Raw genomic sequence first — 24,209 nt, forward strand, 5'->3', positions numbered from 1 at the left:
TTCTATGGTGTGACTTCTCTGCGAAGCGATAAGAGATATGCTGGCTCGTCTCTTGCAAAGCAGTATCCCATTCAATATTAAACATTCATGCAAAAACCTGCAAGCCGATGGCTGTGGCCGCAGGTTTTGGTCAATAATGATGAAGTTAAACATAGGTTTGAAGCGTTTCATTCAGGCTGTGCAATTGTGTTCGTAGATAAAGGCTTCGCTGCAGGCTTTCCCTTCGTGGATTGATCCAGAACTGCACTGTCACATCCAATCGGAGGGCCAAGAATTGCATCATTTTTAATTGAAGCAACCGCTTTGGCGTAAGCCTCTTCATCCAGACAATATGCGCGATGAGCCACCTCAGGTGGTGTAGCAGCAAGAAAATCTGCCCCAAATACAATATCAGGCGTCGGCTGATCAAAAATGGTCAGCACATACACGTCATCTGTCTCTGCGATAAACCAGTGAAACCAGCCTTTGGGGAAAACACAAACCTGACCCGGCTTCAGATAATATGTAATGCGTTCGCGTGTGAAAGGATTAAACACTGAAGCTGTGATCTCTCCTGTGATCACGATCACCATTTCCGTTACATTGGTGTGCCAATGAGGCTGCACGACAGTGCCTTTGCTCAGATATACGTTAAAAAAACCATTAGCAATGGTTGGCAACTGTTCTCCAAAAAGCTGTGTGACATAATTCTGCGGGTCTCTTCGGTAGTTTACAACAGCATTGGAGTCTGCGGCTAGTGGAACGTTTGGGGATTGCAAGATCGGATTAATCATGAAGAAACATCTCCTCCTTAGGCATACATCTCGTTGTTGTACTGTATGCGGAGAAAACCACGATTAATACTGCATCCAAGCTGTACAACCTTAAAAGAAATTGCCTTGCCATAATCCATCGAGTCTAAACGATTTACGAAGCCTCAACTACTGTTCCGCAATATTCACAATCCGCTGATTGCTTCCAATCTGTAACCCTATGAAATTCTCATCGTTGTTCCACAATAGTCGCAATCCGCAGCCAGGTTCGGATACACCTTCACTTTCGCTCCGCATCCCGAGCAGTTAACTGAAACCGGTTCTTGTGGCTCATCATAGTCATCTTCATAATATTCGTCCTCGTAATACTCTTCTTCACGATCATAGTATTCATAGTATTGATCCGATTGCATTCTTGATTTTGGTCGAGCACACAGTTTAATTCCAGTAACGAGCACGACAACGCCAGGAATAAATAAAATAATCGTACTTATAATTGCTACATCTGCTCCCTGGGTTAACAACAATAAAGAGAGCAGTATGGTTAATGACGAGATAATGATTAGAATAATCCCGAAAAACTTTTTCACTCTTTTTCCTCCTTATGCCGGATTATGATTTATGGATTAGAATCTGTTGGTTTCTCTCCCGCAGTCGAGACTGTAGACGAGATATTTGCATTGCCAACCGCTCACTATCCATCACTTCTCCTGTCCCATACTGTGATGCCAATTCCTCATTCAACAATTCAATATCCATTAAAATTTGACGATCTGTTCGCTCCATCGAAGCAGGCGTTATTGGATCACTGTATTTCACCAGCTCGACCATCGACTCTACAGACTTTCTGTTTCTGTCATGATCTGCACTCAGATTCGATGGATTCTGCATCGTATTGAGCAGTTGCTCCAGCGCCTGTCCAATCGAACTCATATTAGCAGCGTTGAATTGCTCATGGCCCTCATGCTGGCTTGCCGACCGAATATAGATCAACAGAATAGCACACAACATGAAAGCGACAGCTGCTGTAACGACATGCAATAGCACAAACCAGCGCAGTCCTTGATCAGCAATCCCTGTGAACAAGCCATAGAAGATCACACATCCCACATAAATGACCAATACCGTGCCTATAGCGATGTAACCCGGGACGAACCTTCTAAACCGCTCCATATTTTGCATCACATAACGAACAAATAACCACAAAGCTGTAATCGCAGCATAAGACGCAACCAGATTAATCCAGAATGATATCCATATCAAGCCGCCAGCGAACACCGTAAATGAGACAAGAGAAGTCAGGACCAGGCATACGAGATAGATGACATCCAAAATAAATATATTGCTTCGTTTCATCATCCTAGGTCAGCCCTCCTTGTTGCAGATTGTTTCCGCATTCCAGGCAAAACTTCTGACCAGGCTTAACTTCATGCTGACATTGATTGCACTTTAGAACTAAAGCTTCCCCACAGTTACCACAAAATTTCGTATGAGGTGTGTTCATATGATTACAATGGGGACATGCGCTCGGCATCGGTTCTCTGCACTGAACACATTCAATCGCATGCTCTGCATTATCTGCTCCACATGAAGGACACGCATGGTACTTGTCACCACAATTCGGACAGAACTTGGTCCCCTTCTTCATCGATTGACCGCAGTTATTACAGTTGGTGGTAAAGGATTTAACAGCCAAGGACTTGCCACATTGACTGCAGAAGGCGCTTTGCTGCTGATTCGGATGATGGCAGTGCAAACATAAGTGTACAGAAGGTGTCTCTGTTGTCGACATCACTTTGGACATCTGAGACATCTCGCTGCTGAATGAACCACCCAAACCAACGCCCATGCCCATGCCAAGACCTGCGCCCATAATGTCGGACTGCATGCTTCCTTCATTTTTGGCTGCACCTTCAAGGGTATCAAAGGAACGCTCCTGCTGATACGTGTATCCGATAATATCCATCTCTGCTTTGCGAGCGAGGGCTTCCCGTAAACGAATGACGGATGGATCTTCTTCAGGCAGATTGACATTGTGAATGTATAAGTTGATCAGTTCGATGCCGAATTCTTCAAATGTAGAAGTAATCGTATCTGCAAAATGTCTGGATATCTCCGCAATATAAGCATTAATCTCTAACACACTTACTTTTCTATGTATTAAATAGGAGGATAACATCGAGTTGATGTTCATGATAATCAAACCACGGAAGTAATTGATTAGATTTTGCTGATTATACTCTGGCAGTGTGCCTACCAATTTGATTAGAAATTTTCGCGAGTCTGCAATCTTGATCCCCATCTGCCCAAAGGCTCTGACCGGAACGATAATATTATATTTGGGGTCCTGAATCTGAATCGGATTGGCCGTGCCCCATTTAACATCCAGAGCGTTAACCTGATTCACATACCATACTTCCGCTGCAAAAGGAGATTTCCCGCCGAACGGCAGATTAATCAATCGGTTCAGGATGGGGATGTTTGCTGTGCTTAACGTATGTCTGCCCGGCCCAAACAGATCAAGAGCCCTTCCATCCTTAAACAGAATAGCCTGCTGAGATTGATTAACAATCAACTGGGTCCATGTTCCCAATTCACTCTCTGGATGCTTCCAGGCAAACACATCAGGAGAGCCGTCATACTTGATTACATCAATAATAGCCATATGTGTGTATTCCTCACTTCAGATTTAATAACTTTTGCTTTGTCTTGTCTGTCTCTGATCACCATAAAATAACATTCTGCGTCAATTTTCACTATCTATCTTATTTTTTCATGTTTGAGCATTGCTATTTTACCATTTCTAACCTTCCTTCGCACTAGTATAGTTCATATTTAGTGAGAAATTTTTCCTATTTGAGCACCTTAAAGAGAAAACACGAAAAACCTCTTGCATTCCCAATGTTGTGAGGTAAGAGGTCTTCAAGTTATAGATTAAATTCCTGCTAATGCAGAAGACGTTCCACATAGACCGCAGGTTCGGCCAGAAATTGCTCAAACGAACACAAGGTACCGTGCTCTTTGTGTTCAATATCAGCGTAACCGATCATTTTTTTGCTTGGATTCCACACGATGAATAGATGAGAATACTGATCCAGGTTAGAGGATAACCGCAGCAGCTTCTGTCTACCCATCTTCATCTCAATCGTATCAGTCAATGAAAAAAATTCAATATACCCGACGCCAACCGGGCACTCCGGTAATTCCATTCTATGCGGACCTTCCGTTAAAAAATGGATCAAGGCCGCTGGCAGCTTATATGATTTTAACGTATACAGTTTATTGCTCAGCTCATGAAACTCTTCAGGCTCAAGCGCCTTCAGATACGTTGCCATTTCGCTGTTTTTCTGACTAACGGCAATCGTATAAGCCCGCTCCCCATCGGTTTCCTGCATCGTCACATCTGCCCCGTGTTCAACAAGATATGTAACCATTCGCATGTTATTCTGACGTACAGCTACGGTGAGTGGTGTTGCCTTGTATGGATATACCATATCCGGCTCGTTGTAGTTGACATCTACACCCTCGTTCAACAAATACTGCACGGTCTTCATATCATGATCAGACACTGCCTTGCGCAGCGTCTTGCCGCCATATTTTCGGATATCCAGCCCGAGTTCTTTCAGCACTGCAATATTCTTTTTATTGCCGTAGTAGGCTTCGTCATATGCACTTGATTTTACACGATTCAATCCGTTTAATTTGGCTCCTTGCTCATACAAATAACGAATTGTATCTGCCCCGCACCAGCGAGCTGCATAGAGTATAGCCGGATTATCTTTGGTATTAAGCTCAGCTCCACGCTCTACAAGCAGTCTGACCACCTTAGGCTGGTTACAGATCAATGCAAGTTCAAGCGGAGTAAGTTCAATATGATCGCTCAAAGATATGTTGTCTTCAAGGTCCATACTTTGATCTAAAAATTTTTCCACACCTGCAACATTCCCCTCATAGATGGCAAGAGCTTGGTCAGGCAATGTTTGGAACGTTCCTTGATTACCGATTTTATACAAAATTTTAACCTCCTTGTAAAATCACTTCGTCACATCACAACAATTCGCGTTAGATAAGAAAACTTTGAGATGCCTCACTGATTATGCTAACATAATGGGCAACGATTTCCATTTCTACATTCACAACTACACTTACAGGACCGCACAGAAAGGACCCTATGAATCTCTCAACTCTTCACCATACATTAGCAAAATCAATTCCACCGCTCGATCTGCGAAGCTGTCTGATCAGTATACGCAGCGAGATGGTCTACACGCATTATCGCAATACACAAGCGGAGACACATATCGCCAAAATCAACTCATGTACAAAGAGCTTTGTCTCTGCGCTCATCTGCATTGCTATGGATCAGGGCTTGCTCCCCGAAGCAAGCACACCGATATCCACCTTTTTCCCGCAGCTTGCCTCTGATCCTGATCCGCGTAAACCAGCCATTACACTGGAGCAACTGCTTACGATGACTGCCGGATTTAACTGGGACGAGTTCGGTGGTCAAAATTCGTTTCCACGTATGACACGAACCGGGCACTGGGTTGATTTTGCGTTAGAACAAAGCTTGCGTCATAAACCAGGTACACACATGGAATATAACTCAGGTGTCTCGCAAATACTTTCCGCCATCTTGATGCAGCATACAGAAATGAGCGTTGCCGCATATGCGGAGCGCTATCTGTTCGGCCCCCTCGGCATTCACGATTATGAATGGGAGCAGGACCCTCAGGGCGTGCATACAGGTGGATTTGGTATGAAGCTGCTGCCGGCTGATTTGCTCAAGTTCGGACAGCTTTTCCTTCAGCAAGGACGGTGGGAAAAAGAACAGCTCATATCCAGCGACCTAGTCCAACGTTCCACGCAGCCTTTTATCGATGTGTCCCCTCCCAACCGCGGCAGTTATGGCTGGCACTGGTGGGTGGATCAATACGAGCCTGCAAAAGTAAACGAGAACATTGCCGGAAGCCCGGCATTAGAGAACACCTCTGCAGAACAACATCGTCCGCTGCACTATTACTATGCCAGAGGATTCGGAGGGCAGTATGTATACGTTGTTCCCGAACTGGAGCTTGTAACCGTGCTGACCAATGATAAACGCAAAAAAGAAAAGCCTCCACTGGATGTATTTCCAAAATGGATCGTTCCAGAACTATGGAAGCTCGCTCGCTTATAAGGGGACAAATCTGCGGATTAGGGATACCTTTTCCAGCGATCTTCCCGGTAATTTACCGAGGATTTGCTAAAGCTGTATCCACGCTGCACTCGAAAGATATGCCCTCGCCTCACCCGTCATAGCTGTTAAGCTGGAACACGGGTAAGCGTGAGGGCCTTTTTATTTTTTCAGCATCTGCTCCACTGCCAGCGTTACCGGATATGGCCCCGACTCTTGATTAGATATGACTACAAGCTGCATGCCATGCTCCGGATATACACCCGACATAAACGACACGCCCGGATCGAAACCCATCACATGGTATTTAAATATCTTCTCTTCCTCAAGCTCCAGCCAGACACCCAGGCCATAATACTCCTCATCCTCATCATGCGCGTGTGGTGTTAACAAATAACTTGTCATCTTTTCACTTAATAATGTATGGCTCAGCAAAGCATCCCAGAAACGCATCATATCCGGTGCAGTCACATATGCCCCCCCATCTGCTCCTCCTTGTACGGGAATCGAAAAAATATTGCTCGTCCATCCCCCATCATCAGCGTCAATATAACCCGTAGCCGTATTACGCGGAAGCTGATCTGTGCGAAAATAACCTGAATCCTGCATACCGCATCGTTTGAAAATATGCTCCTGCACATAGCTGGCAAAGGAAACGCCAGCATGTTGTTCTACAATAAGCCCAAGCACGATAAACGCTGCATTGTTATAGTGGAATCGCTCCCCAGGCGCAGACTTCATCGGCAGCTGCTGGAACATGGGCAGAAAATCACGAAGCTGCTCCATTATGTATACCGGCCTGTCTTTCCACAGCTCCGAAAAATCTTGCATAACTTCCTCATCAAAGTAATCGGGTATGCCCGAAGTATGAGTCAATAATTGATGCACCGTGATCTGCGGGTCCCATGCCGGAAAAGTTACATTCAGAACATCCTTTAATCTGGACTCTAGTGAAAACTTCCCTTGTTCTGCCAACTGAGCTATACATACCGCTGTGAAAATCTTACATCCCGAAGCAATGCCAAAACGTGTATTCACATCATTCAGACGCTCATCGCTGCGATTTGCATATCCTCTCGCTAATTGAAACAGCATCTGACCATTCTGCTTGCACAGAACAACGCCTGAGAAATCGTTTTGCTCCATAACCTCTTTCACTTTTTCCACGGCCCTCTGATGATCCAGCATGTTGAATTCACCTGCACCTTCTTGTGATTAGTTGGTTCGTTCATCTCGCTGACCCGACTCTCTCGCATGAATCAAATAATATAACGAGAGATAGATTGTAATCAGGAACGTTGCAAAGAACATACAAAATGCCAAGGAAGACCGGCTAACACTTTCATGCATCAATTGCAGCAGCGTCTCGCGATTCGTTAGTGCATCCCAGCTGTTTAACCGATACACACGCCCAAGCAAAACGCCATAACTGGCAAGTGCCGTTCCTCCTAATACAAAAATCCAGGAAGCTGCACGCCCCAAGCGTTGATAGATCACACCCTGAAGCTGATACATGGAGAAAAAACCAATAAGCAGACCTGTCCATACAAACATCAGCACAACAACAAGATCATACCAGTAGTTGAAGCTCACACCGTTTCCAGTAACGTATCTTGCGCTTCTGGAGGACAGATGAAGCAAATCCGTAACGATATACGATGAGTTCGGGAAAAAGAGCAGCCACAGCATGCCGCTTGGAATCGCAAGCCATATCGCTAATTTCCATTTCAATCGGCTAAGCCCATAGGTTATGGATGAGAATACAAATGGAAGCCAGCCCAGAAACAGATTCCAGATCAGGAAGCGGAAATACCGCTGATTCAGCCAATCGGCCGCCACGTAGTATAAAGCCACCGTAACCACCGTGACTGCACTGAGAAAAATAGACATGTGCAACCCATTCAGTTTTTTCAAAGCCTACAACCTCACTTGTTGTAAAATCCAAATCATACTTCAAAATTTACATATATTTACCACCTTTAAATCTACTAGCATCATACCATATCTATCTGATCGATCTCCATTTTGTAAAAGACGCCAAAATAAAAGACACTCATCCGAGTGTCTTTATGCATGCATAATTTAATTTTTATAGCCAATGGTGATATAGACAAGACTCCAGTGAGAGGCGATGACGACGAACTTCACTTTTTCTGTGTTCTCATGTTCACAACTTTTCTGCTTGCGCTCTGACCGACACCAGTTTATCAGGGTTAACAATAAGATATATTCCCTTGATTCGCTCGCCTGAAGCATCCGTCTCCAGACACAGCACTTCGGTCAGCTTACCCTCTTTCATCAAGGCCAGTTGCAGCTCACCGTTAATCCAGGCAGGCAGCCATTCCCGTTCCCTTAATGTTTTAAGCACTCGTGGAGAGGTTAGAATGGCAAGTACCCCCTTGTGTACACTCATCGTTCTCATAATCGTACGCACAACGCCGCCTCCGTCCGCTGTAAACACAGGCTCGTCCGTCAGAAGCTCCAGCATCGCTGAAACGTCGTGCCGAAGAAAGGCCGTGGTGAAACGGCCAAGAAGATGCTGCTTCATTTTCCAATCCGCATTATACGACTCGGCTGCTGCTGCATGTTCAGGCAGATGACCTCTGGCACGACGATAGATTTGACGACAGTTACTCTCTGTTTTCCCCAGCCATTCCGCGATTTCCGCATAATCATACTGGAAGGCTTCACGCAGGACAAAAACCGCACGTTCCGTGGGAGATAGACGCTCTAACATGACCAGAAAAGCGTATGATATCATCTCTTTTTGCTCAAGCTCCTGCTCTGGTATATTGTTTGTCTCATACACACCCAGCGGCTCAGGAAGCCACTCCCCTACATAGTGCTCCCGTTGGTTACGGGCGGAATTTAATACATTCAGGCTGCGGTTCACCATCATTTTTCCAATATAAGTTTTCGGTTGCTTGATATCCTGATTTGTCATACTCTGTAATGTCATAAAGATGTCCTGAACAAGATCCTCAGCTTCTGTCACACTTCCGAGCATACGGTAGGCGATGGAAAAAGCGTAGTTTCTGTATTGCGAATACAACGCACCAACATCCAGAGAAGGCGCTTTTGTATTATGTTTATGTTGATCAACATAGAGTCTGGATTGCACATAATCGCCTCCTCTGGCTGAATCCGTTTTGAGTTCGGGTTAAAAACAACCCGGGTACATGCCTGTCGTAATCGCTATACGGTTCCAACTGTTAATCGAATTGATTGCCATAATAAGATCAACGATTTCATTTTCACTAAAATATTCTCGGACTTTATCGTACAGCTCCATGGAAACGCCTTGCTCCGATATTAACGTAATCGCCTCTGCCAGTTCAAGCATAACACGCTGTTGGTCTGTGAATAAGGGGACTTCGCGCCACACAGTGAGCAGAAGAATATGATCACCGTAGTCACCCAGCTTCATTAAATCCTTGGCATGCATGTCCAAACAAAAAGCACAGCCATTGATCTGCGACACGCGAATTTTCAACAACTCATACAACACCTTGTCTTCAAATTGCCCAGATACATACCGCTCCAACCCCATCATCGCTTTAAAAGCGCCCGGACTTACTGTCCTGTAATTCATTCGTACATTCATTTTTAATTCGCCTCCATCATTTGATCTACATGCTGAAGACAAACTGCAGATCAGGTTTGTGACATTGTGAGGGGAATTTGATATAAGAATTTTAAGAAAAGCACTCCACGTTATAAATGGAAGACATTTTACACAGACACTCCAATGGCAAAAAAACCTGGAGAGTCTCGCTTATCCCCAGATTTTTCTGTCTTCATCGTTTATGCTTTTTCTTCTGAATTCTGTTGCACAGGAAGCTCGGTGTAGTAAGGGCACCCTGGCTCATGGATAATACGGGGGTCAACCCACGTGCCCCAGTATGGGAGGCGATTTACATAAGGTGGTACATGGGGTGCGATGTTTGGCTGCACATTAGGCTGTGGATTAGGTTGCATGTTGGGTTGGATGTTGGGTAGAACATTAGGCTGCGTATTGGGTTGCACATTAGGCTGGATATTGGGTCCAACATTAGGCATCGGGTTTGAAGCAGGGGCCGTTTGCGTTTTGCAATCCGCGGGAGGGCCGATGATCACCGTTTTCTGTATGGGAGCGAGTGCCTCCTGAACTTTCTGTTCGTCTAGACAATACGTATGAGCCAGCACGTTGGCAGGAGTCAGCCGCAAAATATCGGAGCCAAATATCGCTTCAGGCACAGGTGCATCAAAAATGGCAAGCAGATGTGTTTGATCCGCTGTCGCTACTTCATAATGCCACCAGCCTTGAGGTACATTCGCGGTTTGGCCCGGTGTAATCTGGAAATGTAGCAGTTGGTTCGTAAACGGATTAATGAGGGAGACCACCGCTTCACCGCTAATACAATATACAAGTTCGGTTGCATTTTGATGAATGTGAGGTTCAACGACATTTCCTTTACTGAGAAAAATATCAAGCAGAGATGTGTTACCTAAAGTGTTCAGCTGGTTTACTGAAAGTGCGTTAATGTAGTTATACTCATCCTTCTTAAATAACGGATTTTTGCTTAGATCATAGGTGAATTGTGTGGTTGGTAAGGTGTAATCCATGTATGAGGTTGCCAAAATAAAACGCCTGCCCTTCGCTCTCGGTTTAGATGCCTATATCCTCAGCTTATGCCCATAGCCCATTTCTGTGAGCCCAATTCACTCCCTTGAATATTGCTGTGTCAGCTGCTGCCCTTGCCGCATAGGCTGATATCATCAATTCAGACATTGGAGGCTAGTTATATGTCGTATGTACCGGGTTCAACAACAACCCAACAACCTGTTACTTATGCGTATTATCCGCCACCACAGCCTTATCCTTATCCGTACCCTTATCCGTATCCACCGGTAGTTCCTGTTCCCCTGCCCTTTCCATATCCCATCGGGGGACCGGGGCCATGGTGGCATGGCGGATATCCGGGACACTACCCTGGGCACTATCCGGGATATCCTGGCGGCCCGCACATAGGCGGCCCTGGAGGACCTGGTGGTCCGGGCGGTCTCGGGGGACCCGGTGGGCCTGGAGGTCCCGGCGGGTTCCATGGTCATCGTTTTTTCCAATGGTAACATCTGAAAGTCCAAACGTTTAACCCAACAAAAGGCATCACGCAGGAGCTATGGATTAAGCTCCTACCGTGATGCCTTTTCATCTTCTTTATTTTCTAGCCACACCTCAATGTACAAGGTGCACTTAGTATTCAATAGCATCCAGAAGACTCAGGTTGCGGTTCGACATTTGAAGCAATTCTGTAAAGGAAGCAGCAGCATAATATACAAAGTCCGGATCATGGACATGCATAATAATCTGCCCGTATGTACCTTCCTCCGTCGGATCAAAATCAAACAACAGATAAATTGAACCGCCAGCCATCGCAGCAAAAGGAATCCAGGAGGTGTTGAATAAATACGGCTTGATCTCCGGGTCCAGCTCACGAATTTCTTCAGCCTTATAGTGCTCCTCCAGCCTCTCATCCACATCGCAGAAAAATCGCTTGGTCTCCTGCATCTCCTCCAGCGACATCAGATAAAACGGAAGACAGCGCCCCTGCTCCGCATCCCCTGGATACAGCACATGCAGACCGTAGCCACTACCATTGGTGTGACGGTAAAAAGCACGAAAATCCTCAGGCAGGCGAACATTATACTGCTGCTCGAAGCTTTCCAGTTCTTCCTCTGCCACCCCTTCCAGCTGAAGGTATTGGTCATATAACAGACGAATTTCTTCATCCTGAATTTTATCGTGCAACAGCTGATTCATCTCATCTCGTAATCTGTCCATCGTCATATGTAGCTCAGACTTCATACCCCTTCACCTTCCGTATTGCCTCTATTTTGTATATACTGCTCATATTCCCAGAAGGCCTCCTGCTCTCCGCCGTCTTCGACCAAAATCATGACTGCATACGAGAACATACTGAGCCACTGCTCCATTACAGCCACCTGCTCGTCCGAGATCAGATGATTACTGCGAAGCATGCCTGCCGGTTCAATCGCCCAGGCTCTCGCCAGATGAGTAATGCTCCATAAACAAGCTATTACCTCACGATTCAACGTCGAACGAGCAAGCTCCGGAGCCAGCACGCGTAATATGCCCATCAGCTCATGAAAGTTCTCTTCGATTAAATGACCGTGAAAGGGCCGAAGACTGCCCAGAAACCCATGCTCCACTTTAGGATGAGTTACATCATCACAAGCAAATGCATGGCATTTTAATAAAAAAACGGCCTCTTCGCGTTCCATTCTATCACCCTCCAGCCTGAAATCTCACATTCGACATTACCAGCGCAGCGGCTCCTCATCACGCCACAAAACATAACGCTCCAGTTCACGCAGTGTGCCTGTGCCTATGCCGTATTCATCCATACTTTGCGAACACAGATCAAGCAGATGCAGCATGCCGCCGTATGTTCCGACTGCAAGCTGTGATTGGTCAGGAGATACAGCCAGAGAATAGATCGTTGAGCCGACAAAATGCCGCCAAAGCTCCTGCCCTGCATTGTTGATGCAATATAAATAACCGTAAGCATCACCAATGATCATACCTGCTTCAATCTCAACCATCGTATAAACACGAGCGTTCTCGTCCATGATCGGCCATTCTTCCGAGTCCTCATGCCTCTCTATATCAGCTAATTGAACCTGAATGGTGACCCCGTTATAGAAATGACATGCATTAAACCAGACATGCTGATGATCCCGGCTGAATGCTGCACAATGCGGATAACTGGATTGCGGCTCAATCTGAACTATTTTGTTCATTTTCCGATCCATAACCGTATGGCTGCTCATTTGGCTACCCCATGCAATCCAGCGTTCGTCATACGAAACAGCAGCATGCCCCATGGATAAGCGGGTATCTTCATATTCGTACTCTTGAATCTCGGCAACATCCGGATGAAGAATCGTTGCCTTCGCCTGCTCGATCAGGTATATCCCCAATTCAGATTGAAGCAGTAACGTCCGCCCATGGTCAACAGGTATCAGCTTTTCTAACGTATATTCGGGATGCGTTGAGTCCGCAAGGGATTCAATTCCGGGTAAAACGGCCCTGATATTCTCCTGGATCTCACTCCAGTGATATAATGCCACCTGTTCTCCTTTCAGTCTGCGGTCAGGCTTACGGATGACACGGACCCCTTCGCTATTCGCGAGAGCAATGTACATTCCATCAGGCGAACTGCCTGCAAATGCTGCATTCGGGCTTCGCCACCAGCCTTGCTGATCCATCGTGTACACTTGACCTTTATTCGATGACAAACCTGTATTACAAAGGATCGTTCCCTCATTCAGATAACCTGCAACCTGAACCGCCTGCATCGAATTTTGAAAATGGTTGCTGAGCGGCCAGGTTGCTGCCGGCAATTCCTTGCGAAGCCGTTCCACTTCCCCATGAAGGTTGGCCTGCTTCACCATTTTCATTACTTTGGCACTGATCGTATGACGATTATCATCCGAAAGCTCGGATTCGTCTGGCTGCTCGCCTTGCAGCATGCTGCGGACAAATGTGTTAACATCGTCTGCATACCGCTTGCCTTCCATACGCCATTTTTCAGCAATCTCTGTATTAAGCCAGCTCATACCTCTTTTCCCCCTTATTCTGTTCGCTGCTTCACTTCCGCACAATAATGTGCCAGCAGAAACTGTCGTATCTCCCGGAGTTCCTTTATGTCCTGAGTTTCCTGCACTTCCTTTTTCTGATCCTCTGTCTCCTGTTGCCCTTCTGCTTCCTCAAAAAACAGTGCAATCTCTCGTCCATAGGCATAATTAAAGCGCACATACCCACCGATTGATGCTCGGAACAGCTTGCAGGTATATTCGTCTTCAATGACCAAATCCCACGAGAACTGCGATTGGCAAAGACCAGCCAGCTCTTTCATGGAAAGCCCGTATTCTTTACCCGCATAATGATAAAAAGTATACTTCCGCTTCTCATTCCATGGTTCATAATACGCGGGTCTGAAAGGCTTGTCCTTTTGATAATATCCGCAGTAGATTTGATCCAGCATTTCAGCGAAGGACTTATCGCCGCACGGCCACAGCGTTATCTGTTCATCATGCCGTGGAAGCCAGATCAGTCCCTCCACCTCTGCATGAACAGCCAGAAAGTCTCCATCCACCGAAGTCCCGATACACACACATTCCTGCAACTGCTGCTGGTTGATTGGTGTTTCGTCTGTATGCTCCCAAAGATCATATTCCACAAATGGCTTCAAAATCTCAGAATCGGGCCGTTGCACATTCATCCAGCCTGAATATGTACCCTCCCCATATTGCTGCATCCAACACTGATAGGCCAAAGGCAGACGAATGCTGTGCTTCTGCTCCACTTGCTGCAATTCTTGCATAGATACCGGCTTAATTAGATGAGACACGATATACATTCGACAATCGCTCCTAGCGTTGAATTTTCTGAGTTCCCACCAGCAAAATCAGAACCATAACCACTTAGGCCAGCTCTTCCTGAACAATTTCTGTTTCAATCCCTTTCCGATTACGAATACGGATCGCAAATGCATCATAACCGTTACGCTTGACCTCATTAAAATGCACACGTTCTCCTGTAATCAGCTCATACGTCCCATCTTCCTCGACATCCTCGCCAAACTCCTCATCCCAAGGCACGTTGTAGAACGCTGTCAGATGAACTTCAAAGGTATCCTCACCCTCAACGTCCAGATAAGGTCGAAGGGGGCGGTTGTTCACGTCTTTCTCGGGGTACGTCTCACACAGCATCGCATCATAGCCATGCTTCGCCGCATCAATCAGCAGATAACGTTCTCCTGTAACGGTATGTTCGGCATAAACCAACAACGGTGTCATATCATGCCATAAGATCAGATCATCCTCATCTAGGTTACCATAATAAAAAATATGAAACTGATCATGTCCATCACGTGCCTGGAGCTTGCCATTCCATTCCACCTCATGAGCCACACCTTCGTTTTCGCTTTTCGTCAGCCCATCCAAGTATGATGGTCCATGCAGTACACCATACATATTCATCATTTTTCCTCCATTTTGTTCATTCGAATCGTTACCACTTTATGCTCTTCGTCCACTGCCAATTTTACATCCACATGCAGCTTCTCGCGAAACAACGCCGTAATGTTCAGATACGGGTCACGAGCAGGTCCTGAACCACGGTTGCTTGTGCGGCTCATGCCTTGATGAATGATAGACTTTACCAGCTTGTCATCACCTTTGCCCGTTTGTTCATAGGTGTAAATCACGTCTCCCTCACGATCCACCAGTGTCAGGAGGGTAACAAAGTCTTTGGCATTCTCGTATTTATTCTCGGTTCGAACATACTTGTGCTCGGATTGCAGAAATTCCACTTGTCCGTCCAGAAACGGGTTATCTCCTCCGGGTTTAACCTCATATTCCCTGTACGCCAACTGGAACAAGTTTTCAAGTCCACTCGTATCCATACGATAGTAGAGCTGACGATCTTCTCCCTTTTTATCCATCGCTGCGAAGCTGTTGGTGATCAGCCATGTCTGATATGATTTCCCCTGCACATCTACAGCAATGGCATAATCGGATAACACCTTTTCTTTTTGAAATACACCATAAGTCTGCATAATAAAAAATCCAGGGATACACAACATAGCGATAATAAACAAAATAACACTGAACGTGATTCGTTTTTTCAATGCTTTCCTCTCCCCGATTCAACTAGTATCCACGATGTCTGATGCAAAGCTTAGAAGTTATGCTGCATTTTTGACAGCACACGGGTGACCGTTTCTCTGTTTTTGGCATCTTTAATATAAGCAGGAATGCTGTGCGAAGCTGTTTTGATCATTTTCCCTCCAGATTTCACCCGCAAATCGGCCGATACATATGCAATCAGATAATTCAGATGCTCCCTGTTTACAGCCCAAATCTGCTTGCCCCGTACATGATCCAGAAAATATAACTCCAGATCAAAGAGAGGATCTCGGCCATTTTGAATTTCACGATAATAACCTCGACTGGTTGGTCTTTTGTGCATCTCGGCCTGATTAACAGCTCCACAGTGCGGGCACGTAATATGTACCAGCGGATGGGATATCTGTTTCTTATCCGTTACCTCTACACTAATCCAACGCTCACATACAGCACAATATCCTCTGCCGATATATTCGTAGTCTTCTTCTTTGACCGCCTGAGCGTAGCACTGGCTGCATCTCCACTGCACTTCGCCATTAGCGCATTCGATATAAGCGTGCCCTCCACATTCAGGACATTTGACATCAATTCGTTCACCACGATGCAGTACAGCATAATAACTGTATTTATACGCCCCTTCATCCTCGAAACGTTTCAATTCAAAATCACCTCTTCTGTGAATCTGTTGCTGAATCAACCTCGTTTGCCCCATATTGTTCCATATAACCATCCCCCAAATTATATGAAACTCTCAACGCAAGCACAACAAATCCAGACTTGACCACTCAAAATAACATCCATAGTCCTACATAAGTGTGTGCCCTGTCACACCCATTACTACATTGATGTCGTAATCTGAATACAAGAGCAAGAGATTCATGCCTTGTGTATCCTCTTTTGTGAAAATTTCACTTTCGCGGCAGTTCCGGGAACACGATTCAGCCCAATGCGCAGAAAGATACCTTATTCCTCGACTGCGCCATAACGCATATCTTGTGAGGTGATTCTAACAATGATTTGTTCTCATGTGTCGAATGAAGCCTGCTTCGCCAAAGTGCCTTTATTTGAACATCTGGCCCCATCCGAGGCCAACTTGCTAACTTCCCTTTTGCAAACACGTCACTATCACAAAGGAGACTATGTCGTTCAGGAGGGTGAACGTTCAGACACACTTTATGTTATTCATCAGGGCAGTGTGAAGCTCTGTAAATACACCGAAGCTGGCAAGGAGCATATTATACGCTTTTTGTTTGCTGGAGATTTTTTTTGTCAGGACGCCCTGCTTCATCAAATGCCCCATCCATCGAATGCTGAGGTTTTGGAGAATTCAGCAATATGTTCTATACACAAGCATGGGTTTGATCAACTGCTCGCATACGATCCCAAGCTGGCTTATTCTTTTCTGCTGGCTCTATCGAAACGGTTACATGAAACAGATGAGTGGAACAGTTCTCTCCGTGCAATGACAACAGAACAAAAGATTGCCAAGCTGCTTCTGGACTTTCATATGCGTAATCACGCAAAACCCGAGATGCGCTTGCCTGTTTTCAAAAAAGACATGGCTCTGCTGCTCGGTATTACCCCGGAGACGTTAAGTCGAAAGCTGAGCAGCATGCAGCGTCAACGGCTGCTTCAAGTCAATGGCAGTGATATACGCATTTTGCAGTTGGAGCGTCTGCAAGGCATGATCTCCTGAACCTTTTATTCAGCAGTTTATGCAATATCCGGATTTAGCCTGCATTGTGAGCATCGTCACAGTGGGGATGTACCTTACTATATACAGTTATTACGATAGTACAGTTAAATAATATAGAATTATCAGGAGGTTATTTCTATGACTACCGTTGTTAAAATGGATAAACAAATCATTATGCATAAAATGCAGGAGCTGTGCTCGTTACTGCTTCAGGACCAAGGATATCAGGAGATGCGCAGTATGATCGATCAATTCGCCGCTGACGAAGAGGCCACTGCACAATATGAACGCTTTATGGAGCAGCATCAGGCTCTCGAAGAAAAAAAACGTCAGAATATCGAACTGCTTGAATCCGAGATCAAAATATACGAACAGGAAGAGCGTGCGCTCTATGATCATCCACTGATTCGCAGGTTTATCTACGCTCAGCGTGAGTTCAGTCAGCTTCATCAGCAGATCAGCCATTATTTTACCCAAACCGTAGAAATAAACAGGCTTCCTGAAGCCAAGGAGTCAGGTAAAGAAACATGCGGCTGCGGCGGAAGCTGCACCAATCATCATTAAGCTTTACAATTCGTTAACCAAAGACAGAGACATAAGCAAAGAGTATCCAGCGTTCAGAGCTTATCTGATGGTCGGGATACTCTTTTTGAGATACATATTAGGGACAATAGCTGTATAAACGACAGAAGGCTTATGAAGCTAAATATCCAGCAGCAGTGAAACCAGTAGCCCCATGGATGCGATCAGGCCAACAATCGGCCCCCCTTCCTCAAATGCCTCGGGCATCATCGTTGAGCAGAGCATGGCTATAATTCCCCCTCCCGCAAAAGCACCGATGGCTGCTCCCATCTCCTTCGGAAGCTGCTCCAGAAACAGGTATCCACCTAGTGCGGCGAGAGCAGAGATCAGCAGTACACAGACCCACATGAGCAGGATTTTCACCTTACTGTATTTGCTGTGCTGCAGCCCTACTGTACTTGATAATCCTTCAGGAATGTTGCTGACAAAGATGGAAACCACAAGCACAACGCTGACACCTTTACCTGCCAGCAAGCTGGCGCCTAGCATAATGGACTCCGGAATTGCATCCATGACAGTGCCCGTGAATATGCCCAGTCCACTTTGATTATCTGACTTTTTCTTGTTCGAGCGTTTGCGGTTCGATCCACCCTTTGCCGAAATGAGCAGATCAAATAACGTATACACCACAGCTCCCGCAGTAAATCCGACAGCCGTTGGCAGCATACCTCCATCATTCAGTGCATCTCCCAACAGCTCGAACGTGGCTGCACCGATCAACGTTCCTGTTCCGAAAGCCATAATCCAGCCGATTACTCTTTTCGGAATGTTCATAAACAATGCGGCAAGCGCACCAATCACAACCGCCGAGGCCGAGATGCCGCCCCACATCAATGCAGTCCACATTCAGGCAGCTCCTCTCTTATGCATATTATTCTATATCCCATTAACCCTGGCTGGCAGTTTAAAAACAATAACTGTATGATATAGTGACAGTCCCATGATGGGTGAATGTGGCGCAGTGCGGTCAGGTATGACGAGTGACTGTTTCGTGTGGCGAGGTTCTTGATTTTATGTGGGGTCGTGCAGTAACGTTTGGGATAGTATGTTGGAGATGTGGTAAAATGCGATGATATGTGACGAGGTACTGCAAGCCGGGTAACTTACGGGATATCTCGGCTTCACACAAGTAAGCCTGAAGAAATGTAAGTGAATGAATGTATCTTTCGGAGCTTGAGAGCGATTTCGTATATCCCCCACCTCTAACGATTCCCAGAAACGCTATTTGGGGCAAATCGCCCTTTTTTATTTTCTAACGATTTCAGGAGAGCCTATTTCAATCATTTGTTATGAAAATAGAGCATTTTATTCGATTTTGACCTAAATAAGCTCTCTGGAGATCGTTAGAATCTCAGAGAGCTTAAATTGGTCCAAATAAGCTCATCTGAGATCGTTAAAAAATCTATTGAGCATCCTCCCTGTTTAGCTACGCTTTAAATTATACGAAGGGGTATTCGTTATACTCTGGTGCGCTTCATATGTGGCTTATGGCATACTCCCATATTCCTCTGACAGTCTTGTACACCACTGATGCGTTCCTATTGGCTCCGATGTGCTTCATGCGTACTTCTGACATACTCCCTTATTCCTCTGACATCCTTGTTCACTGCTGATGCATTCTTATTGGCTCCGATGTGCTTCATGCGTACTTCTGACATATTCCCCTATTCCTCTGACATCCTTGTTCACTGCTGATGCATTCTTATTGGCTCTGATGTGCTTCATGCGTACTTCTGACATACCACAAGCTTCTGCCCACTCTAGTGCACTCTTAATGTGTTCTTTGGGATTTGCTGTACTCCAGACACACTCCCACATGCTTCTGCCACCTTTGTGCCCTACGATGTATCCTTATTTCTATAATTGCATATGAAGCACTCGGATGTGACTATGATGTTCTCTTGTTTATTTCTGTTGTGACCTATGTCACCTGACATGTACCAAAATCACGTTATGATAAAATGATGAATTCACAGCAGGATGAACCATATTCTGCACGACTCCAACTATTTCAACAATTCCCACCTTCATGGGACGCAGCAAGCAACCAGTAACAATCCGAACCATATCGCCAATAAAAAGATAAGCATTAACGGAGAGGATGAATATGAATGACCCGAGTAAACAAGGATACAGCCGCAGAATTTCTGCAGCAGTTCCCCATTTTCCAGGATCTCAGCCTCGAGGAATTGAAGCAGGTTGAAGAAATCGCTATATCCCGAAACATGAATCGAAAAACCGTAATTTTTAGTGAGGGCAGTGAGAAAGAGGCGGTTTTCTTTATCCGTACTGGCATTGTCAAAGCGTATAAAACCGATGAAAATGGGCACGAGCAGATTGTATCCTTTCTTAAAACAGGAGATATGTTTCCGCATACCGGCTTTTTCAACGCGCATCCCTATCCGGCCACCGCTGTAGCCATTACGGCTACAAGTCTGCTGGCAATTCCCGTCCGGCATTTTGAACGGCTCATGCTGAGCACGCCCTCCATTGCCATCAAAATTATGCGTGTGCTGGGTGATAAAATTCGGGAATTACAGGATAAATTACAGGTGCTCTCCGGGCAGGATGTCCGTAACCGAGTGCTCTCCTTTCTTCTAATGCTTGCAGAGCAGCATGGACAGCAGCAGAAGGATAAGGTTATCATCAACCTGCCGATGACACATCAGGAATTCGCCAATTCCATTGGAACGACCAGGGAAACAGCCAATCGACTGCTGAACCAGCTGGCAAAGGATGAATTATTGGAGGTTGATCGCAGCCGCATCATCATTCATGACCTGCAAAGCTTGAAGGAACAGCGGGATACCTGAGCTTGAGCCGTACATATTTTTGATATATTTGTGCAGAAAAGACCTTAACCTGATCCACCTGATTTAAGGTCATTTCGTTTACCTAAATAAGGCCAGATTATGACAAAACGAAAGGTGTGACCCGGCTCACACAGACACATACCCCGCTTTTTTATAATCAAATTGCATCATCATACACCAATCCAATCGGGAGGAATGACATATGAATACCTACACGGCAACCATTAATGCCACAGAGTACCCACCGCATTTGAAACATAAAGTGATCTTTGAGACGTTCGAGAGTCTTCAGCCTCAGGAATCCATGCTGCTTGTCAATGATCATGATCCCAAACCACTTCGCTTCCAGTTTCAAGCTACACATCCTGATGGGTATGACTGGGAGTATATTGAACAGGGACCTACCACATTTCAGGTCAAAATTACAAAACGATAGAATGGAGCTGAGCAGAAATGGCGCATGTGAGATCATGAATGATACCACACTGCGTCTCCTTTCTCATAACATTCACTTCAGCATAGAAAAAAGAGATCCCTGGCGGAGCCTGCAATTTCCAATAATCGATCTATTTTATTTTTTATATTAAATATCCTTCGCGTACGAAGCTTCCGGCACTTTGCTCAGTACCACAAATAACCGAACCTCCGCATCACTCGTATTATGGAACGCAAATTCAGTCTCCCCTCCGCAGGACACCACATCTTCTGATTGAATCTCGTACTCCTTTCCGTCCAGCATCAGAGTGCCTTTACCTTCAACAACGAGCAGCGTAAGGTCTGCATCGGGATGTTTGTGAACAGGAAGCTGTTGCCCTGGCAGAAAATGAAGCACGAACGTTACACCTCCTCCTGGTTGAGATAACACCCGTTTCGTGAAACGTTCTGTACTGTATGCTTTAACTTCTTGTAATGACGTGATACTCATGTTCATCTTCCTCCTGTATTTGTTCTGGTGATGTATTCATCTTAACGTGAAAAAACCTGCATCTCCTTGATTCAAATCAAGAAAACGCAGGCTATGGTGCACCAATTGGTTTACCGTCTTTTGATATATTCGAAAATATAGTACAGATCCATATTATAATAGAAGAAACATGTTCATATTACGAGACGCCCTCTCTTCTCGGCCAGGCCGATCGTGGCATGCACACCAGAGTTGAACTCCAGAAAATCCTGCTCCACACCGTCACTGAAAATAACTCCATCCTCCGGCATCTGTGAAACAATGTGCAGCGGCTGCTTGGCATGAATCTGTCCAAATACGAGACTTGCCGCAGTGGTGCGGCTCGGAAACGGCTCCCTGACGGTATAGTATAAATACGGGGCATCCCACGTAAATCCGCTCGTATTCGTGCTTCCTGCTGACTCTGCTGCCGATGCCGCTTCACCGCTCCCGGTACGGCTCAGCTGCTGCCAGGCTGCAGAACCTACAATGCCTGAGGCACCTGCGAGCACACTTTTGAACCATCCTGTCGATCCCATGCCTGTGGACACGATAATGCCGCTGGAGGATTGATGTTCACTTCTTGCTCCCAGACGCACTTCATAACGTGCCGATACATGTGTCTTTCGTCCAATAAACAGGTCATTGACACCGTACAAAACCTGTCCGTCATTCAGCTCAACCTTGGCAAGTGTCACCTCTCTCAGCGCACGCTGCTTGCGCATCACATCCGGCACGATGAAGCTTAGATCCTCCACTGTAAAAGGTAAAAGCACCCCATCCCACCGCATCGGGTCTGGATTCACACCAATCAGCGGCTGCTCGGTAACATATTTCAGTGTATTGGCAACCAGGCCATCCTGCCCGACCACCACGACAATATCTTGCTCTCCAAATATAAAATTCGGCACATGTTCCCGGTCAATCATCTGGACACGTCCAAGCTGACTCAATTGCTGCTGAGCAAGATGTATCGATTGTCGGTAACGCCGGTCTTCTTCGATGTAATCGCTAAAATCCGCACCAAGACGTTCGATGTAGAACTGGGCCTGCTGTACGGTATTGTACCGTACAATCAGCTCCTCCAGCCGGGTTCTGCGTTTGACCAGAACTAATTTGTGCTCACTCATGGGTTCATTTATCTTAACCATCTGTGATTTCTCCTCCCGCTTTCCCTTTGACTTGAGGATGATCTTTGTTTATTTCTTTGACTTCTTGACTGGTCTCACTGACTTGTTTCACCAGATTAGCTTGATTGTCTGACACGTTCTGACTTACTCGACTGGATCGTGTAAGCCTTGTTCTGGAAGCGGATAGATTCGTTTGTTTGCCCCATCCGAGAATCATCGTGCCGCACCTCCTTTGCCTCTGCCTTCTGCTGGTGCCATCAGACCCTGCAGCAGATCTGGCGAGATGTTAAGCTGTCCGATCTTACCCGCATTTTCGGCCAGTTCCTGGAACGCAAGTGCAATTAATTTATCCGAATTCATACCCATATTGGTCATGGCCTGCAATACATTCGGCTGCACATGCTGGAGCGAATTCATCACTGCCGCAATCTCATAGGCCTTCGCATCTGCCTCGGCATTCCGGTTCGCTATGGTGAGCTCAATCAGCTGCTGCTTGCGTTCCTCCATCGCGGTATTAAACTGGAGCTGCTCCTGCTCCATCTCGTTCTGCTTCTGCTTCACCGAGCGCTCTGCCTGCAATTGCGTTTCCCGAATCTGCTGTCGCTTCGTCTCCACAGCGATCTCGGTGTTCAGTTCATTTTCCTTCACTCGCCGCTCCTGCTCAATGGAAGCATTGCGCCGCACATACAACGCCTCGTCTGCCTGACGCAGAATTTCCTCTCTCGCCTGTGCTTCCAATGCACGCATCGTTTCCTTGTTGGGCAAAATCGCCAGAATCGACAGATTCATAAGCTCAACACCCAGCTTCTCCAGTTCCTCATGCTGCGTAACCTCACGCTTCATGCTGCTGGCGAGCCGTTCACTCGACTGAATTGCTTCTCTCAGCGGTAGCTGCTCCAGATATTTTTTGGTGAGCACCTTGGCGATCGTAATGACACGCTGATCCAGCTTACCGGGATCGTCCGACATATATTGATTTTTGCGTAAATTATACGTGTAATTCAGGCTCTGTGTAATTTTGCTGTAATCCATAATGCGATAGCTGAGCTGACCCTGCACAGTAACGGTCTGATAATCCGCTGTAATCTCTTCAAACATAAAGGGTACATCGACCGACGATACAGGCAGCACAACCACCGAAGTCGTCGGCTCATAATAATAAAAAGATAACCCTACGCCCTCGCGCTGCACTCTGCCGTTCTTTACCTTCATTACATATTCACTGGGTTGAAACTTTACGAATCGGAATCCAAACATGGCTCATTCCTCTTTTCATAATAATGTCGTTTTGATATTATCGAAATGATAACAAATGATTTTTATATTGTCAATATGACATTAACGACAATTATAAAAAAAGAGACCGAATCCGCGATTCGATCTCTTTTTTCTTACGGTTAAGTTATTTTGATCAAGCTTGAATC

At 45.8% G+C, this 24,209-nt stretch carries 28 protein-coding genes; 6 read left to right on the plus strand and 22 right to left on the minus strand.

All coding sequences use genetic code 11. The annotated features are described in order from the left end of the window. Positions 1–167: 167 nt before the first annotated feature. From ACQSGY_RS10670 to ACQSGY_RS10690, 5 genes are all read right to left on the minus strand, one after another. Positions 168–773 (minus strand): cupin domain-containing protein, encoded by a 606-nt coding sequence (locus tag ACQSGY_RS10670; protein WP_427051875.1) that lies wholly within the window; start codon positions 771–773, stop codon positions 168–170. Positions 774–970: 197 nt separating this feature from the next. Then, positions 971–1,342 carry a hypothetical protein gene (locus tag ACQSGY_RS10675; protein ID WP_427051876.1) on the minus strand — a complete coding sequence of 124 codons (372 nt, stop codon included), beginning with the start codon at positions 1,340–1,342 and terminating at the stop codon, positions 971–973. A gap of 22 nt (positions 1,343–1,364) precedes the next feature. Continuing rightward, on the minus strand, positions 1,365–2,111 hold the full coding sequence (locus ACQSGY_RS10680; protein WP_427051877.1) for a hypothetical protein: 747 nt from the start codon (positions 2,109–2,111) through the stop codon (positions 1,365–1,367). Position 2,112: 1 nt separating this feature from the next. Next, positions 2,113–3,417 carry an SPFH domain-containing protein gene (locus tag ACQSGY_RS10685; protein WP_427051878.1) on the minus strand — a complete coding sequence of 435 codons (1,305 nt, stop codon included), beginning with the start codon at positions 3,415–3,417 and terminating at the stop codon, positions 2,113–2,115. Positions 3,418–3,697: 280 nt separating this feature from the next. Then, positions 3,698–4,765 carry an ankyrin repeat domain-containing protein gene (locus ACQSGY_RS10690; protein ID WP_427051879.1) on the minus strand — a complete coding sequence of 356 codons (1,068 nt, stop codon included), beginning with the start codon at positions 4,763–4,765 and terminating at the stop codon, positions 3,698–3,700. A gap of 158 nt (positions 4,766–4,923) precedes the next feature. Here ACQSGY_RS10690 and ACQSGY_RS10695 point away from each other — a divergent pair, with 158 nt between their 5' ends. Then, the gene (locus ACQSGY_RS10695) at positions 4,924–5,931 is read left to right on the plus strand and encodes a serine hydrolase domain-containing protein (RefSeq protein WP_427051880.1); all 1,008 of its coding nucleotides are present in this window, start codon (positions 4,924–4,926) and stop codon (positions 5,929–5,931) included. A 159-nt stretch (positions 5,932–6,090) separates the two neighbouring features. Here ACQSGY_RS10695 and ACQSGY_RS10700 read toward each other — a convergent pair whose 3' ends face one another. From ACQSGY_RS10700 to ACQSGY_RS10720, 5 genes are all read right to left on the minus strand, one after another. Further along, positions 6,091–7,116: a serine hydrolase domain-containing protein gene (locus ACQSGY_RS10700; RefSeq protein WP_427051881.1), complete on the minus strand. Its 1,026-nt coding sequence runs from the start codon at positions 7,114–7,116 to the stop codon at positions 6,091–6,093. A 27-nt stretch (positions 7,117–7,143) separates the two neighbouring features. Further along, positions 7,144–7,842 carry a DUF1361 domain-containing protein gene (locus ACQSGY_RS10705; protein WP_427051882.1) on the minus strand — a complete coding sequence of 233 codons (699 nt, stop codon included), beginning with the start codon at positions 7,840–7,842 and terminating at the stop codon, positions 7,144–7,146. Positions 7,843–8,095: 253 nt separating this feature from the next. Beyond that, positions 8,096–9,049, minus strand: coding sequence for a sigma-70 family RNA polymerase sigma factor (locus ACQSGY_RS10710; protein ID WP_427051883.1), 954 nt, complete (start codon positions 9,047–9,049; stop codon positions 8,096–8,098). Positions 9,050–9,088: 39 nt separating this feature from the next. After that, on the minus strand, positions 9,089–9,532 hold the full coding sequence (locus ACQSGY_RS10715) for a carboxymuconolactone decarboxylase family protein (RefSeq protein WP_427051884.1): 444 nt from the start codon (positions 9,530–9,532) through the stop codon (positions 9,089–9,091). Positions 9,533–9,732: 200 nt separating this feature from the next. Next, entirely contained in the window at positions 9,733–10,548 is an 816-nt protein-coding gene (locus tag ACQSGY_RS10720; RefSeq protein ID WP_427051885.1) for a cupin domain-containing protein, read from the minus strand. A 165-nt stretch (positions 10,549–10,713) separates the two neighbouring features. On the opposite strand from ACQSGY_RS10720, the gene ACQSGY_RS10725 reads away from it, so the two are divergent. After that, positions 10,714–11,037 (plus strand): hypothetical protein, encoded by a 324-nt coding sequence (locus ACQSGY_RS10725; protein WP_427051886.1) that lies wholly within the window; start codon positions 10,714–10,716, stop codon positions 11,035–11,037. 124 nt (positions 11,038–11,161) lie between these two features. Here the strand turns inward: ACQSGY_RS10725 and ACQSGY_RS10730 are convergent, their stop codons facing one another. The 7 genes from ACQSGY_RS10730 to ACQSGY_RS10760 all read right to left on the minus strand — a co-directional run bounded on the left by ACQSGY_RS10730 (position 11,162) and on the right by ACQSGY_RS10760 (position 16,318). Then, positions 11,162–11,749 carry an SMI1/KNR4 family protein gene (locus ACQSGY_RS10730; protein ID WP_427051887.1) on the minus strand — a complete coding sequence of 196 codons (588 nt, stop codon included), beginning with the start codon at positions 11,747–11,749 and terminating at the stop codon, positions 11,162–11,164. A gap of 20 nt (positions 11,750–11,769) precedes the next feature. Continuing rightward, entirely contained in the window at positions 11,770–12,210 is a 441-nt protein-coding gene (locus tag ACQSGY_RS10735) for a hypothetical protein (protein WP_427051888.1), read from the minus strand. Positions 12,211–12,246: 36 nt separating this feature from the next. After that, entirely contained in the window at positions 12,247–13,548 is a 1,302-nt protein-coding gene (locus tag ACQSGY_RS10740; RefSeq protein WP_427051889.1) for a hypothetical protein, read from the minus strand. A 14-nt stretch (positions 13,549–13,562) separates the two neighbouring features. After that, positions 13,563–14,351, minus strand: a complete 789-nt coding sequence (locus tag ACQSGY_RS10745; protein ID WP_427051890.1) for an SMI1/KNR4 family protein — start codon at positions 14,349–14,351, stop codon at positions 13,563–13,565. Positions 14,352–14,415: 64 nt separating this feature from the next. Next, positions 14,416–14,976 carry a hypothetical protein gene (locus ACQSGY_RS10750; protein WP_427051891.1) on the minus strand — a complete coding sequence of 187 codons (561 nt, stop codon included), beginning with the start codon at positions 14,974–14,976 and terminating at the stop codon, positions 14,416–14,418. After that, positions 14,973–15,623, minus strand: coding sequence for a hypothetical protein (locus ACQSGY_RS10755; protein WP_427051892.1), 651 nt, complete (start codon positions 15,621–15,623; stop codon positions 14,973–14,975). The genes ACQSGY_RS10750 and ACQSGY_RS10755 overlap by 4 nt, the downstream gene beginning before the upstream one ends. Before the next feature lie 50 nt (positions 15,624–15,673). Continuing rightward, positions 15,674–16,318, minus strand: coding sequence for a hypothetical protein (locus tag ACQSGY_RS10760; protein WP_427051893.1), 645 nt, complete (start codon positions 16,316–16,318; stop codon positions 15,674–15,676). 315 nt (positions 16,319–16,633) lie between these two features. On the opposite strand from ACQSGY_RS10760, the gene ACQSGY_RS10765 reads away from it, so the two are divergent. Beyond that, the gene (locus tag ACQSGY_RS10765) at positions 16,634–17,317 is read left to right on the plus strand and encodes a Crp/Fnr family transcriptional regulator (protein WP_427051894.1); all 684 of its coding nucleotides are present in this window, start codon (positions 16,634–16,636) and stop codon (positions 17,315–17,317) included. Positions 17,318–17,455: 138 nt separating this feature from the next. After that, positions 17,456–17,881: a YlbF family regulator gene (locus tag ACQSGY_RS10770; RefSeq protein WP_427051895.1), complete on the plus strand. Its 426-nt coding sequence runs from the start codon at positions 17,456–17,458 to the stop codon at positions 17,879–17,881. A gap of 138 nt (positions 17,882–18,019) precedes the next feature. Here ACQSGY_RS10770 and ACQSGY_RS10775 read toward each other — a convergent pair whose 3' ends face one another. Continuing rightward, positions 18,020–18,745, minus strand: coding sequence for a ZIP family metal transporter (locus ACQSGY_RS10775; protein WP_427051896.1), 726 nt, complete (start codon positions 18,743–18,745; stop codon positions 18,020–18,022). 1,265 nt (positions 18,746–20,010) lie between these two features. Here ACQSGY_RS10775 and ACQSGY_RS10780 point away from each other — a divergent pair. Together ACQSGY_RS10780 and ACQSGY_RS10785 are read left to right on the plus strand one after the other, a co-directional pair. Continuing rightward, positions 20,011–20,712 (plus strand): Crp/Fnr family transcriptional regulator, encoded by a 702-nt coding sequence (locus ACQSGY_RS10780; protein ID WP_427051897.1) that lies wholly within the window; start codon positions 20,011–20,013, stop codon positions 20,710–20,712. A 202-nt stretch (positions 20,713–20,914) separates the two neighbouring features. Then, complete coding sequence (locus ACQSGY_RS10785; RefSeq protein WP_427051898.1) at positions 20,915–21,148, plus strand: DUF2249 domain-containing protein; 234 nt, start codon at positions 20,915–20,917, stop codon at positions 21,146–21,148. Positions 21,149–21,295: 147 nt separating this feature from the next. Here ACQSGY_RS10785 and ACQSGY_RS10790 read toward each other — a convergent pair whose 3' ends face one another. The 4 genes from ACQSGY_RS10790 to ACQSGY_RS10805 form a co-directional block, all read right to left on the minus strand. Then, on the minus strand, positions 21,296–21,637 hold the full coding sequence (locus ACQSGY_RS10790; protein WP_427051899.1) for a cupin domain-containing protein: 342 nt from the start codon (positions 21,635–21,637) through the stop codon (positions 21,296–21,298). A gap of 173 nt (positions 21,638–21,810) precedes the next feature. Beyond that, on the minus strand, positions 21,811–22,806 hold the full coding sequence (locus ACQSGY_RS10795; RefSeq protein WP_427051900.1) for a sugar kinase: 996 nt from the start codon (positions 22,804–22,806) through the stop codon (positions 21,811–21,813). Further along, positions 22,799–23,002, minus strand: coding sequence for a hypothetical protein (locus ACQSGY_RS10800; protein ID WP_145401267.1), 204 nt, complete (start codon positions 23,000–23,002; stop codon positions 22,799–22,801). Before ACQSGY_RS10800 ends, ACQSGY_RS10795 begins: the two co-directional genes overlap by 8 nt. Then, positions 22,999–24,042: an SPFH domain-containing protein gene (locus tag ACQSGY_RS10805; protein WP_427051901.1), complete on the minus strand. Its 1,044-nt coding sequence runs from the start codon at positions 24,040–24,042 to the stop codon at positions 22,999–23,001. Before ACQSGY_RS10805 ends, ACQSGY_RS10800 begins: the two co-directional genes overlap by 4 nt. Positions 24,043–24,209: the final 167 nt, after the last annotated feature.

It is taken from the genome of Paenibacillus sp. TC-CSREp1, assembly GCF_050171015.1.
Taxonomy (GTDB): Bacteria; Bacillota; Bacilli; order Paenibacillales; family Paenibacillaceae; genus Paenibacillus; species Paenibacillus silvae.

Bases quoted from the DNA above. Each gene is read 5' to 3' on its own strand.
- ACQSGY_RS10740 (WP_427051889.1), bottom strand. From the start codon at position 13,548: ATGAGCTGGCTTAATACAGAGATTGCTGAAAAATGGCGTATGGAAGGC.
- ACQSGY_RS10795 (WP_427051900.1), bottom strand. From the start codon at position 22,806: ATGGTTAAGATAAATGAACCCATGAGTGAGCACAAATTAGTTCTGGTC.
- ACQSGY_RS10775 (WP_427051896.1), bottom strand. From the start codon at position 18,745: ATGTGGACTGCATTGATGTGGGGCGGCATCTCGGCCTCGGCGGTTGTG.
- ACQSGY_RS10805 (WP_427051901.1), bottom strand. From the start codon at position 24,042: ATGTTTGGATTCCGATTCGTAAAGTTTCAACCCAGTGAATATGTAATG.
- ACQSGY_RS10770 (WP_427051895.1), top strand. From the start codon at position 17,456: ATGACTACCGTTGTTAAAATGGATAAACAAATCATTATGCATAAAATG.
- ACQSGY_RS10780 (WP_427051897.1), top strand. From the start codon at position 20,011: ATGACCCGAGTAAACAAGGATACAGCCGCAGAATTTCTGCAGCAGTTC.
- ACQSGY_RS10790 (WP_427051899.1), bottom strand. From the start codon at position 21,637: ATGAGTATCACGTCATTACAAGAAGTTAAAGCATACAGTACAGAACGT.
- ACQSGY_RS10785 (WP_427051898.1), top strand. From the start codon at position 20,915: ATGAATACCTACACGGCAACCATTAATGCCACAGAGTACCCACCGCAT.
- ACQSGY_RS10800 (WP_145401267.1), bottom strand. From the start codon at position 23,002: ATGATTCTCGGATGGGGCAAACAAACGAATCTATCCGCTTCCAGAACA.
- ACQSGY_RS10765 (WP_427051894.1), top strand. From the start codon at position 16,634: ATGATTTGTTCTCATGTGTCGAATGAAGCCTGCTTCGCCAAAGTGCCT.
- ACQSGY_RS10735 (WP_427051888.1), bottom strand. From the start codon at position 12,210: ATGGAACGCGAAGAGGCCGTTTTTTTATTAAAATGCCATGCATTTGCT.
- ACQSGY_RS10680 (WP_427051877.1), bottom strand. From the start codon at position 2,111: ATGATGAAACGAAGCAATATATTTATTTTGGATGTCATCTATCTCGTA.
- ACQSGY_RS10670 (WP_427051875.1), bottom strand. From the start codon at position 773: ATGATTAATCCGATCTTGCAATCCCCAAACGTTCCACTAGCCGCAGAC.
- ACQSGY_RS10725 (WP_427051886.1), top strand. From the start codon at position 10,714: ATGTCGTATGTACCGGGTTCAACAACAACCCAACAACCTGTTACTTAT.
- ACQSGY_RS10750 (WP_427051891.1), bottom strand. From the start codon at position 14,976: ATGATGAATATGTATGGTGTACTGCATGGACCATCATACTTGGATGGG.
- ACQSGY_RS10715 (WP_427051884.1), bottom strand. From the start codon at position 9,532: ATGAATGTACGAATGAATTACAGGACAGTAAGTCCGGGCGCTTTTAAA.
- ACQSGY_RS10700 (WP_427051881.1), bottom strand. From the start codon at position 7,116: ATGCTGGATCATCAGAGGGCCGTGGAAAAAGTGAAAGAGGTTATGGAG.
- ACQSGY_RS10730 (WP_427051887.1), bottom strand. From the start codon at position 11,749: ATGGACAGATTACGAGATGAGATGAATCAGCTGTTGCACGATAAAATT.
- ACQSGY_RS10745 (WP_427051890.1), bottom strand. From the start codon at position 14,351: ATGTATATCGTGTCTCATCTAATTAAGCCGGTATCTATGCAAGAATTG.
- ACQSGY_RS10695 (WP_427051880.1), top strand. From the start codon at position 4,924: ATGAATCTCTCAACTCTTCACCATACATTAGCAAAATCAATTCCACCG.
- ACQSGY_RS10685 (WP_427051878.1), bottom strand. From the start codon at position 3,417: ATGGCTATTATTGATGTAATCAAGTATGACGGCTCTCCTGATGTGTTT.